We start from the raw sequence: 11,575 nt of genomic DNA on the forward strand, positions 1-11,575 counted from the left end.
CGAGCTCGACGTCGAGCTCGGAGCCGAACAGCAGCCGCGTGCTCGTGGCGAGCCGCTCGAGGTGGAACGCGAGCCCGCGGACCCGCCCGTCCCGGACCTGCATCGCGGTGAAGTGGCCGTAGGAGACCATTCCGGCGAGTGCGGCGTCCGGGCCGAGCGGATCCCCGTTCAGCTCGATGCGGGGCACTACTGGACGGTGACGCCCGTGAACTTGACCTGCTTGGTCGGCGCTCCGGTGCCGTCCTGCGGGTTCGGGTTCGCGATGCCCGCCTTCGCCACCGCGTCGAGCACCTTCAGGCCCTCGTCGCTGATGCTGCCGAACACCGAGTAGTCCGCCGGGAGGCCGTCGGCGCTGCCGTAGACCATGAAGAACTGGCTGCCGCCGGAGTTCGGGGCCTGCGTCTTCGCCATCGCGAGGATGCCGCGGCCGTACTTGATCTCCGGGAACGCCTCGTCCGGCATCGTGTAGCCCGGGCCGCCCTGGCCGTCGGTGGTCGGGTCGCCGGTGGCCGCCGGGTCACCGCACTGCAGCATCTGCAGGCCGTCGGTGCCGAGCCGGTGGCACATGGTGTCGTTGTAGAAGTTCTGCTTGGCGAGGCTGATGAAGCTCTGCACCGCGCAGGGGGCGAGCGCGCGGTCGAGCGTCAGCGGGATGTCGCCCGCGGTGCTCTTGAGCGTCACGTTCACCGTGCCGGTCGACGGGACGTTCTTGCCGTCCGGCGGGTTCACCTTCTTCGGCGCCTTGCCCGTCGCGTCCGCCTTGAAGTCGCACGTCGTCGGGTTCGGCAGCGGGGTCGCCCGCTTCGGCAGCGCGGTGCGCTGCGTCGGGATCTGGATGTCGGTCGGCGGCGGGGCGGCCGAGGACGACGCCGCGGCGTTGGTGCTGTCGCCGCTGTTCGCGCTCACGATCCACACCACGACACCGGCGACGACGAGGACGGCCACGCCGACCACACCAGCCCCGATCATCCGGCGTCGCTTCTGCTGCTCCAATCGGCGCTCGAGCTGCCGCTCGAGCTTGCGCTTCGCAGCTTCGCGGCGCTGCTGGTTGGTCGCCACCCCGTACCCTCCAGGTTTCCGCTCGTCTCACACGTTTGAGGTAGCGGCAGTGTATGGGCACAGCCTGTGAGGACCATGTACAGGGCCCGCTAGTCTCAACCCGATCGTGATCGGCGCCATCCGGCGCGGAAGTCCGGGGAGGCGTTCGGTGCTCGTCGTCGGGTTCGGCAGCGGCCCGCTGCAGGCCAACTGCTACCTGCTGGCGGCGGCCGCCGGCGGGCCGTGCGTGGTCGTGGATCCGGGCCAGGAGGTGGCCGCGCCGCTGGCCGCCGCGCTCGGCGAGCACGGGCTGGTCCCGGCGGCGCTGCTGGCCACCCACGGGCACCCCGACCACGTCGCCTCGGCGGCCGCGCTGTCGGCCGAACACGGCGTCCCGCTGCACCTGCACGCGGGCGACGCGCCGCTGTACGAAGGGGAGAGCGTGCCCCTCTCGCCGGGTGTGTTCGCCGGCCTGGACGTCGACGTCCGGCACGTGCCGGGCCACACCCCGGGCTCGGTGGTGCTGGGCCTGGAGACGCCCGAGGGCGGCCGGCTCGCCTTGACCGGCGACACGCTGTTCGCCGGGTCGGTCGGCCGCGGGGACGTGACGGCGGCGCTGCGGGACCTGCTGGCGGCGTTCCCGGACGACACGGTGGTGCTGCCGGGCCACGGCCCGGCGACGACGATCGGCCGGGAACGCGCGGGCAACCCGTTCCTCGCCGGGACGGGGGCGGGACGGTGACCGAACGCATCGCGCTGTTCGAGGAGGACCCGCGCGGCCGCCGTCGCCGCGGGATCTCGGGCCTGATCGGGGTGGTGATCGTCGCCGCGGCGTTCGGCGGGATCGCCGGCCTGATCGGTGGCACGGTGACCGGCCTGGTCGTCGCGCTGGTGATCGCCCTGCCGCTGCTGTACGTGATGGCGGTCAGCCTCCGGCGCCGCGTCTGGCTGGAGGGCTCGACGCTGCTCGTGCGCACGTGGGGGCTGCGCCGTGTCGACTTGACGACCGCGACCCGGCTCGACCTCGTCGTCGGCGACGTCCGGGGCAGCCGCACGGTGAGCCTGCTGGTCAACGCCGGCCAGCGCGGCAAGGTGGCGAAGGTCGACCTCGCCGTGTTCTCCGGGACGGGCGGGCGCGAACTGGGCATCATGCCGCTGCGGAAGCTCGCGAACGCGCTGATGAACAACACCGAGGCGAACGGCCTCGTGTTCGGCGAGCTGCTGGTCGCCGAACTGAAGGCCGAGGCGCGCGGGTCCGGCGTGGCGGAGCGCCCGCTCTACCGGCTGGCGTCGGTGGCGCCGTCGGGCAAGTACGTGCAGCGCTTCACGATGGAAGCCGTCAGCCGGTTCGTGGCGACGCTGGACTGAGTCAGGCCACCGCGGGTTTCGCCGTGCTGAGGTGTCCCGCGGGCTCGCGGGAGGCGATCAGCGCGGCCAGGACGGTGGTCACCGGGACGGCCGCGACGATGCCGACGCTGCCGGCGAGCGTCCGGATGATCTCCTGCGCGATGTCCTCGCTGCCGAGCAGCGCGCCGAGCCCCACGCCGGAGATCGACGAGTACAGCAGCACCGGCAGCGCGGCCCCGGCGTAGGCCATCACGAGGGTGTTGACCGCCGAGCCGACGTGGTCGCGGCCGATGCGCAGGCCGGAGCTGTAGAGCTCGCGCCAGGTCAGGTCCGGGTTGGCGCGGCGGAGTTCCCACACGGCGCTGGTCTGGGTGACGGTGACGTCGTCGAGCACACCGAGGGCGCCGATCACGACACCGGCGAGCAGCAGCCCGCGCGCGTCGATGCCGTGGCCGAGCGAGCCGATGAGCGTCGAGGTGCTGTCGTCGAGCCCGGTCAGCGAGGCGGCGGCGGAGAAGATGGCCGACAGGACGCCGATGAGGGCGAGGCTGACGAGCGTCCCGAGCACGGCGGCGGAGGTCCGCGCGGAGAGGCCGTGGGTCAGGTAGAGCGCGATGAACATGATCGCGCCGGCCCCGGCGATGGCCACCACCAGCGGATTTTCCCCGGCGAGGATGGCCGGGAGGATGAAGAGCGCGATGACGACGAAGGAGAGCCCGAGCGCCACGAGCGCGGCGATGCCCTGCCACCGCCCGAGCACGAGCACGGCGACGGCGAAGAGGGCGGCCAGCACGAGCAGCGGGGTACCGCGCTGGAAGTCGACGAGCTGGAAACTGGCGGGATCATTGGGGTTGCCGTTGTTGTAGGCGAGGACGACGGCGTCCCCGGCGGCGAAGCGCGGGGTGCTGGGCTCGATCGGGACGGTGAGGCGCAGCGGTTTCCCTTCGCCCGGGCCGTCGGTCATCGCGAGGTCGACGGTCAGGCAGGGTTTCGCGTTCGGGTCCGTCTGGTCGCCGACCTGAACTTGGCCCTGGGCGAGGCAGGGGCCGGTGGCGGTGGCGCGGATGTCGGCGTGCACGGGGGTGCCTTGCGGGACGACGCTGGTGGGGGAGGCCTTGCCCCAGGGGTAGAGGACGACCATGCCGACGACGGTGGCGAGCGCGAGCGGGGCGAGCAGCCAGATCAGGAGAAGGCGAACCCGGCGGGATGCTGGGGCGGCGGGGCCGTGCCCGTGGCCGTGGCCGTGGCCGTGCCCGTGTCCGGTGTGCGCGGCTTCGGGGCTTTCGGCGGCGGCCGCTTTGCGGCTGGGCCGGGCGCCGGTTGCTCGTTGCGGCCCGGTGTCGCCTCGGCGGGCGGCCGCGCGATCGCTGTCGGCGGGCAGTGGCTGTGGCCCGGTGTCCCCACGGCGGGTGCGTGGCTGGTCGCTGTTGGCGGGGAGTGGTTGTGGCCCGGTGTCGCCGCGGCGGTTGCGTGGCTGGTCGCTGTTGGCGGTTAGTGGTTGCGGGCCGGTGTCCCCACGGCGGCGGGGTGCTGCGGGTCGGTCGCTGTCGGCGGCGAGTGGCTGTGGCCCGGTGTCGCCGCGACGGTTGCGTGGCTGGTCGCCATTGCCGGGGACTGGCTGCGGCCCCGTGTCCCCACGCCGGCGGCGGGGCTCGGCGGGAAGTCGCAGCGATCCGCTGTGGGCCGCCCGCTGCGGCCCGGTGTCGGCCCGCTTGTCCGCGGCCGGAACCCGCTGGGCCCCGGTGTCCGTGCGGCGGCGGCCGGGGTCGGCCGCGCGGCGGGCACCCTCGGGCGGCGTCCGGCGGGCGGGTTTCCGGGGCGTATCCGGCGTTCCGGACGTCCCGTGGCCCGGCGAAAGGGACACCTCGTCCGTGATCCGGCGGATCGGGCCGGTTTCGTCGTCGTCGAGGTCAGGACGGTCCACCCGCACATCCTGACAGCGGGATTCCGCACCCCGCGCGAGGGGCCGCCGACGGCCCGGTTCGTCCCGATGCGCCGTGTCGTCCCGCCCATCACGCGTGTCGACCCTTCAAGCACGCGTGTCGACCGCTCCCTCACACCGAACTCGCGTGATTGGAGACGGGACTCGCGTGATTGGAGGTGGGACTCGCGTGATTGGGGGGACGACACGGCCTCAGCTGTAGGCCTGGCGGACGTGGACCCGGCGGTAGGCCGACGGTGGCGTGTCGAAGTGGTCGAGGAAGGCCTGGCGCAGCGTCTCCGTCGAGCCGAAGCCGCAGCGGCGGGCGATCGTCGCCAGCGGGAGGTCCGTTCCCGACAGCAGGCGCGCCGCCTGCTCCGTGCGGATCGTGCGGACGTAGCGGCTCGGGGTGGTGCCCAGGTGGGCGTCGAACAACCTGGCCAGCTGGCGGGCGCTGATGCCCGCCCTGGCCGCCAGCGCCGAGGTGCCCAGGTCGGCGTCGAGGTGCTCGGCGATGTACGCCGTGAGGTCGCGGACCTCGCGGTGCTCCGGCGGCGGCCCGGCCAGGAAGAGGCTCACCTGGGCCTGGTTCCCGGGCCGTTGCAGGTACGTGACGAGCATCCGGGCCGCCTCGCGGGCCAGTGACGGCCCGTGGTCGGCCTCCACCAGCGACAGCGTCAGGTCCAGCCCGCTCGTCACGCCCGCCGCCGTGTAGACGTTGCCGTGGCGGACGTACAGCGGCACCGGATCCACCGTCACCGACGGGTAGTCCCGGGCCAGGCGGGCCGCGTAGCGCCAGTGCGTCGTCGCGCGGCGGCCGTTGAGCAACCCCGCCGCCGCGAGCACCTCCGCGCCCGTGCACACCGAGGCCACGCGCCGGCTGGTGCGGGCGAGCCGCCGGACGTGGGCCAGGATGCGCTCGTCGGCGGCCGCGGCCGTGCTGCCCCAGCCGCCGGACACGACCAGGGTGTCCAGGTCGCCGGCGACCTGGTCGAGCCGCAGGTGCGGCTGCAGCGTCAGCCCGGAGCAGGTGCGGATGCCGTGGCCGTCGATCGAAGCCAGCTGCAGCTCGTACGGCGGGCGCGCGCCGAGCCGGTTCGCCGCGTCGAACACATCGGCGGGGCAGGCGATGTCCAGCAGCTCGGCGTCGGCGTAACCGACGATCGTGACCCGTCTGGGTGAGCCTGCCATGATCGGACGCTAGCAGCCGGGACCGGCGCTCGGACGTGGTTCGCAGGAATTCGGACATCCGCGGCCCCCGTCACCCGCGCGAACGCCACCGTGAACGCATGACCGATGACCCGAAGACCATCGCCTTCGTCGTATACCCCGGCCTGACGCCGCTGGACCTCGTCGGCCCCCTCCAAGTGCTGAGCGCGCTCGCCCAGATCGACCCGCGCTACCGGACCGTCGTCGTCGGCGCCACCAAAGACACCGTCGGCACCGACACCCCGCTGCGGATCGCCCCGAGCCACACCTTCGACGAGGCGCCGTCGCCCTTCGCGGTGCTGGTGCCCGGCGGTACCGTCCCCACGCTGCGCGCGATGGCCGACGAGCGGCTCCTCGCCTGGCTGCGCACCGCCGCCGGAAGCGCCGAGCTGGTGACGTCGGTGTGCACCGGCTCGCTCGTCCTCGGCGCGGCCGGGCTCCTGGACGGCAGGCAGGCGACGACGCACTGGATGTTCCGCGACCTGCTGACCGCGCTCGGCGCGACCCCGGTCGCCCGGCGGTGGGTCGAGGACGGCCCGGTGATCACCGCGGCGGGCGTCTCGGCGGGCATCGACCTGGCCCTGCACCTGGCGGAACGGCTGGCCGGCCGCCAGGTCGCGACGAACATCCAGTTCGCCATCGAGTACGACCCCGAGCCGCCGCAGGGCGCCCTGGACTGGGCGAACCAGCCCTACGGCGACCTGAAGCCGCTGCGGGAGCACACGCTGCGCGAAGGCCTGGCGGAGAACCCGGCGCTGCTGGCGAAGCTGCTCGCCCACGCCTGAGGCGAACGTCGTCGGCCATCCGGGTGAGCGGGGTTCCCCCGAGCCGCCGGGAGGTTAGATTCAGCTCGCTCGATCAGGTGATCTCGCGGGTGGGGTGTTGTAGCCGTGCGGTTCCAGGTCCTCGGCCCGTTGACGGCCTCCGTCCCGCTGCCGTCGGCGGCCCAGCCGCGGCGGCTGCTCGCCGTCCTCCTCGCCCGGGCCGGCCAGTTCGTCGGCCGCGACACCCTGGTCGACGAGCTGTGGCCGGACGGCGCGCCGTCGAGCGCCGCGGCGATCGTGCAGGTCACCGTGTCGAAGCTGCGCAAGACGCTCTCGCCCGGTCTCGGCGCCGCCGAGGCCGGGCAGCGCCTGCGCTCGGGGCCGCGCGGGTACGCCCTCGCCGTCGAGCCGGGGGAGCTGGACGCCGACGACTTCCTGGCGCTGCTCGCCTCCGGCGCCGACGACCGCGCGCAACGCCGCCGCGCGCTCGAACGGGCCTTGGCGTGCTGGCGGGGCGACGCGTTCGCCGACGTCGCGGGCGGCCCGCTGCTGGAGGCGCACAAGCTGTGGCTGGACGACCGGCGCTCGGCCGCGCTGCTGCAGCTGGTCGAGCTGGAACTCGCCGACGGCGACGGCCGGTCGGTCGTCGAGCGGCTCGACCCGGTGGTCGCGGCCCGGCCCGCCGACGAGCGGTTCGCCGCCCGGCTCGCCGCCGCCCTCGGCGCCGTCGGCCGCCGCGACTCGGCCCTGGAGGTGCTCCGCCGGACCCGGCGGGCGCTGTGGGACGAGGCGGGGGTGTGGCCGGGCGCCGACCTCGTCGCGGTCTACCGCCGGATCGCCGGCACCGAGTGGACGACGCCGGGGCCGCCCGCCCAGCTCCCGCCGGCGGTACCCGACTTCACCGGCCGTGCGGCCGAGCTCGCCGACGTCACCCGGGCCCTGCGCGGCCCGGCTCCGGTCGTGCTGCACGGCGCCGCCGGGGCGGGCAAGTCCGCACTGGCGGTCCAGGCCGCCTGGCGGGCCCGCCGCCGGTTCCCCGACGGCCAGCTGACCGCGTCCCTGCGCGCCCCGGACGGGACACCGGCCGAACCGGCGGCCGTGCTGGCGGGCTTCCTGCGCCGGCTCGGCGCGACCCCCGCCGAACTCGCCGACCGCGCCGGGCTGGCCGGGCTGTGGCGCGGCTACACCGCCGACCGGCGGCTGCTCGTGCTGGTCGAGGACGCCGCGTCGGAGGCCCAGGTGCGCGCGCTGCTGCCGAGCGGGCCCGGTTGCGCCACGCTGGTCACCACGCGCCGCGAGCTGCCGGGACTGTGCGGGGCACGGGCGATCCCGGTGCCGCCACTGTCCACAGAGGACGCGTGGGCGCTGCTGGCGGCGATCGCCGGGGAGGACCGGCTGCGGGCGGAACCCGAAGCGGCGCAACGGCTTCTCTCCCACTGCGCCGGGCTCGCCCTCGCCGTCCGGATCGTCGGCGTCAAGCTCGCGACGCGGCCGAACCAGCGCGTCGCCGACCTCGCCGCGCGGCTTTCCGACGACCGCCGCCGGCTCGACGAGCTGACCGCCGGCGACCTCGGCGTCCGCGCCGCGGTGACGTCGGCGCTGCGCGAGCGGCCCGCCGCCGAGGTGTCGCTGCTGCGGCTGCTCGCCGCCTTCGGCGTCGCCGTCCCGGACTGGTGCGCCGCGGCGCTGCTCGACCGGCCCCTCCGCGAAACCCGCGACCGCCTCGACGACCTGGCCGCCACGCACCTGCTGGAGCCGGCCGGGCCGCGGTGGGCGGTGCCCCCGTTCGTGCGGCTGGCGCTGGCCGAAAGCCCGGCCGACGAAGCCGCGCTGCGCCGGGCGTGCGAGGCAGCGCTGGCGCACGCCGAACACGCCCGCGGCCGTCGAGCGCCCGGGCTGCCGAAGCCGGATCCGGCGGTCGCCCGGCGGATCACGGCCGACCCGGCGGCCTGGGCGGCCGAGGAGACCGGCCTGCTCGCCGCCGCCGTCCGGCTGGCGGGCGCGCACGGCCCGCCCGAGCTGACCGAACGGCTCGCCGACGCCTGCACCGCGCTGGCGGGCACCCCGTGGCTCGGCCACGCCGCCCGCGCCGTCTCGGTGCTCGGGCTGGCCGCGGCCCGCCGCCGCCGTGACCCGCGCGCGGAGGCCGAGAAGCTCTACAACCTCGGCGCCGTGCACTGGCAGCACGGCCACTGGCACCGGGCGCAGAACTACTTCGTCATGGCCGAGCAGCGCTACCGCGCCCTGGACGACCCGCAGGGCACGGGTGCGGTGCTGGCCGCGCTCGCCGACGTCCACCTCGACGGCGGTGACCCGCGGGCCGCCGAAGCCGAGCTGCGGGAGGCGCTGGGCCTGCTGCGCGAGTGCGGGGACCGCCGCGGGCAGGCGGCCGCGGCGGCGCAGCTGGGTTCGCTGGCCGAGGACGTCGGCGACGTGCGGCGAGCGGTCGAGAGCTTCGAGGTGAGCATGCTGCTCGCCCGGGAATGCGACGACGGGCGCGGGCACGACCAGGCCGCCAAGCGCTACGCCGACGTCCTGCGCCGCCACGGCGGCCAGGACCAGGCGGCCGACCTGCTCACCGGGGCGCTCGGCGGCGCCGTCCGCACCCGCGAGCGGCACTGGGAGGCGCACGTCCTGCGCAGCCTCGGCGACCTGCACACCGACGCCGGGGACATCGCCGACGGACAGCGCTTCCTGACGCGCTCGCTGGCGCTGTTCGAGCAGATCGGCCACCGGCACGCGGCCGCCTACACCCACCGCAGCCTCGCCGAAGCCCGCCGTCGCGCGGGCGACCCGGCGGGCGCGCGCCGGCACCTGCTGCTCGCGCTGGACGTCTTCCGGGAACTGCGCGACCGCCGCGGCACCGGGTACGCGCTGCTCAGCCTCGGGCGGACGCAGGCCGAGGCCGGCGACGGCGGCGAAGCGGAACGGCTGCTGCGCACCTCGGCCGGGTTGTTCCGGGACCTCGGGTTCCCGCTGTGGGAGCTGCGCGCGCTGCACGAACTCACCGCCGTCACCAGCGCATCCCCGGACCGCGACCGGACTCGTGAAGTCTTGACGAAGATCAGGACCTGACGGCGTCCCCGCCCGGGGTGCGGCGCCCGGAGTTTGGCGAAGTTATGGCCGGCCCGATTTGGCTCACCGGCGTCCGGATCGCCTTACCGAGGGAGACAGCTCATGCCGGGACAACGGATGCTGGCGCGGGTGGCACTGGGGCTGGCCGCGAGCGCGGCGACGGCGGTGTTCGCCACCATCGGCACCGCGCAGGCGACCGAGCAGGTCACCAAGCTCACCCAGGCGCAGGCCGCGTCGCAGCTGTCCGCCGCCGGTGTCACGCACTCGTCGAGCGGCAACTGCACCAACCGGAACAACTCGACGTGCACGTCGTACGAGCAGATCAACCAGAGCACGGTCAGCGGCGTCATCACGCTGAAGCGGGCCAGCGGCTGCGCCATCAACATCACCGGCGGCACCGAGACCGGGCACGCGTCCGGCACCTACAGCCACTGGAACGGCTACAAGGTGGACATCTCGCACAACAGCTGCATCGACGCCTACGTCAAGAACAACTTCGGCTACGCCGGTCTGCGCGGCGACGGCTACCCGCAGTGGAAGGCGGCCTCCGGCAACCTCTACTGCGACGAGGGCAACCACTGGGACATCACGTACTACACCTGCGGGTGCTGACCGGACCGGGGCCTGCCGGCCGCCTCGGGCGGGCCGGCTCCGGTTACCGGGTGCGACGAGCGGGTACCTCTGCGGGTGGAGGTGAGGAGATGACATCCCACAGCACCCCGGCCGTCCGGAACCGCCCGGCGGTGGTCGGCGCGGCCGCCGGACTGGTCCTGCTCGCCGGGCTCTACCTGGTCCTGGCCCCGTGGATCACCGGCTTCGGCGGCGCGGGCGTCCTGGCGCTGAGCGACACCCTCGTCGGTGTGGTGCTGGTCGCGCTGGCGATCGCCCGCACGGCCACCCGCAGGCTCGTGCTGATCGGCTGGGTCGTCCCGGTCCTCGGCGCGTGGGCCGCTGTTTCTCCGTGGGTGCTCCGGCACGGCGGTGAGACGCCGCCGTCGGCGGGCGCTCTGGTGGGCAACGTCGTGGCCGGTCTGGTGGTCGTGGTCGCGGGCGTGGCGCTGGCTCGCCGGGTCAGTTCCTGATCAGCAGCCAGTCATCCGCGCCGCCGCCCGGGCGGTACGGGCTGTCGGCCCGCTTCGCGACGACACCGGGGAGGCCGTGCTGCCGGCTGGCGCCGGCGACGGCTTCCCCGCCGCCCAGGAAGTACCGGGGGACCTGCCAGTGCCGGTCCTCGATCCCCAGGCCGTCGAGCAGCTCACGGCGTTTCGTGTAGGGCAGCTCGAGCGTCGGCCGGCCGTCGAGGTGCAGGACGTCGGAGGCGAAGTAGAAGACCGGGCAGCCGACCTTGAGCCGCTTGGCGGCCGCGCTGTCGGCCCGGCGCCGTTCTTCGAGGCCGGCGGGGTAGGGCCGGCCGTCCTTGATCACGACGATTTCGCCGTCCAGCAACACTTCCGTGGATCCCAGCTGCTCGCCGAGTTTGTGCAGCTCGGGATAGCGGTCGGTGACGTCGGCGCCGGTACCGTCGTGCGCGGTGACCCGGCCGCCGCAGACCAGCAGCATCGTTCGCAGGCCACCCCAGGCGAATTCGTAGGCCCACTCGTCGTCGTCCGCCGGCAGCGCACCGGGTCCGGCCGTCATCGGTTCGAGGAACTCGGGCGCGTCTTGGTGGCCGGGGTCCGCCGGATCGAGGCGGCGCAGGGTCCAGTCGCGGCCGTCTTCGTCGTGCCGGTTCTGGAAGAGGTACTTGCCGCGCGTGCGGGCGCCGTGGAAGACGACTTCGACCTTGTGGTCGTTCCAGTGCAGGGTTTCGTACCGCCCGGTGTCCCACACGGTCATCCGGCCGCCGCCGTACTCACCCGCGGGGATCTCGCCGGAGAAGGTGAGGTACTCCATGGGGTGGTCTTCGGTGTGCACGGCGAGCCGCGGAACACCGGGGGAGAGCGGCAGGCCCTTCGGCACCGCCCACGACACGAGCACGCCGTCCCGTTCCAGCCGGAAGTCCCAGTGCAGCCGGGTGGCGTGGTGTTCCTGGATGACGAAGAGGTCGTTCTCCCCGGGGACGGGCGGGCCGTCGGGCCACGGTTCGGGGGTGCGCTCGCGCGCTCGCTTGTGGCGGTATTCCTCGAGTTTGTCGGCTTTTCCGGCCATGGCCGCCCCAGTGCCCCTTCCGCTCGAAGAGCTTCCAGGGTACCGGGGAAGGGCGCGCGGGCGCGAGATTGAT

General features: G+C 74.4%; 10 protein-coding genes and 1 pseudogene. 6 read left to right on the forward strand and 5 right to left on the reverse strand.

The annotated features are described in order from the left end of the window. Together CCN39_RS42925 and CCN39_RS42930 are read right to left on the reverse strand one after the other, a co-directional pair. Positions 1-187 (reverse strand): annotated as a pseudogene (locus CCN39_RS42925) (aminodeoxychorismate lyase); the annotation flags it as partial. Continuing rightward, entirely contained in the window at positions 187-1,059 is an 873-nt protein-coding gene (locus CCN39_RS42930; RefSeq protein WP_086852336.1) for a peptidylprolyl isomerase, read from the reverse strand. The pseudogene CCN39_RS42925 and the gene CCN39_RS42930, both read right to left, overlap by 1 nt. 148 nt (positions 1,060-1,207) lie before the next feature. Between CCN39_RS42930 and CCN39_RS42935 the strand changes: the two genes are divergently transcribed. Then, on the forward strand, positions 1,208-1,780 hold the full coding sequence (locus CCN39_RS42935; RefSeq protein ID WP_086852338.1) for an MBL fold metallo-hydrolase: 573 nt from the start codon (positions 1,208-1,210) through the stop codon (positions 1,778-1,780). Beyond that, the gene (locus CCN39_RS42940) at positions 1,777-2,406 is read left to right on the forward strand and encodes a hypothetical protein (RefSeq protein WP_086852340.1); all 630 of its coding nucleotides are present in this window, start codon (positions 1,777-1,779) and stop codon (positions 2,404-2,406) included. Before CCN39_RS42935 ends, CCN39_RS42940 begins: the two co-directional genes overlap by 4 nt. Before the next feature lies 1 nt (position 2,407). Here CCN39_RS42940 and CCN39_RS42945 read toward each other — a convergent pair whose 3' ends face one another. Then, positions 2,408-3,766: a YibE/F family protein gene (locus tag CCN39_RS42945; protein ID WP_244211266.1), complete on the reverse strand. Its 1,359-nt coding sequence runs from the start codon at positions 3,764-3,766 to the stop codon at positions 2,408-2,410. Between the two features lie 753 nt (positions 3,767-4,519). Continuing rightward, positions 4,520-5,497, reverse strand: a complete 978-nt coding sequence (locus tag CCN39_RS42950) for a GlxA family transcriptional regulator (protein WP_086852343.1) — start codon at positions 5,495-5,497, stop codon at positions 4,520-4,522. Between the two features lie 98 nt (positions 5,498-5,595). On the opposite strand from CCN39_RS42950, the gene CCN39_RS42955 reads away from it, so the two are divergent. From CCN39_RS42955 to CCN39_RS42970, 4 genes are all read left to right on the forward strand, one after another. After that, the gene (locus CCN39_RS42955; RefSeq protein WP_086852344.1) at positions 5,596-6,300 is read left to right on the forward strand and encodes a DJ-1/PfpI family protein; all 705 of its coding nucleotides are present in this window, start codon (positions 5,596-5,598) and stop codon (positions 6,298-6,300) included. Between the two features lie 105 nt (positions 6,301-6,405). Next, the gene (locus CCN39_RS42960) at positions 6,406-9,354 is read left to right on the forward strand and encodes an AfsR/SARP family transcriptional regulator (protein WP_086852346.1); all 2,949 of its coding nucleotides are present in this window, start codon (positions 6,406-6,408) and stop codon (positions 9,352-9,354) included. A 102-nt stretch (positions 9,355-9,456) separates the two neighbouring features. Next, a complete protein-coding gene (locus CCN39_RS42965) occupies positions 9,457-9,966 on the forward strand; it encodes a hypothetical protein (RefSeq protein ID WP_086852348.1) in 510 nt (169 codons plus the stop codon). A gap of 89 nt (positions 9,967-10,055) precedes the next feature. Then, entirely contained in the window at positions 10,056-10,436 is a 381-nt protein-coding gene (locus tag CCN39_RS42970; RefSeq protein WP_086852350.1) for an SPW repeat protein, read from the forward strand. On the opposite strand, the gene CCN39_RS42975 is transcribed toward CCN39_RS42970, so the two are convergent. Beyond that, on the reverse strand, positions 10,426-11,502 hold the full coding sequence (locus CCN39_RS42975; protein ID WP_086852352.1) for a DNA polymerase ligase N-terminal domain-containing protein: 1,077 nt from the start codon (positions 11,500-11,502) through the stop codon (positions 10,426-10,428). The two genes, CCN39_RS42970 and CCN39_RS42975, sit on opposite strands and share 11 nt — an antisense overlap. Positions 11,503-11,575 lie beyond the last annotated feature (73 nt).

It is taken from the genome of Amycolatopsis kentuckyensis, from assembly GCF_002155975.1.
In the GTDB taxonomy this organism is placed as follows: domain Bacteria; phylum Actinomycetota; class Actinomycetes; order Mycobacteriales; family Pseudonocardiaceae; genus Amycolatopsis; species Amycolatopsis kentuckyensis.

Coding starts and splice junctions, on each gene's coding strand:
- CCN39_RS42950 (WP_086852343.1), bottom strand. CDS start 5,497: ATGGCAGGCTCACCCAGACGGGTCACGATCGTCGGTTACGCCGACGCC.
- CCN39_RS42955 (WP_086852344.1), top strand. CDS start 5,596: ATGACCGATGACCCGAAGACCATCGCCTTCGTCGTATACCCCGGCCTG.
- CCN39_RS42965 (WP_086852348.1), top strand. CDS start 9,457: ATGCCGGGACAACGGATGCTGGCGCGGGTGGCACTGGGGCTGGCCGCG.
- CCN39_RS42970 (WP_086852350.1), top strand. CDS start 10,056: ATGACATCCCACAGCACCCCGGCCGTCCGGAACCGCCCGGCGGTGGTC.
- CCN39_RS42975 (WP_086852352.1), bottom strand. CDS start 11,502: ATGGCCGGAAAAGCCGACAAACTCGAGGAATACCGCCACAAGCGAGCG.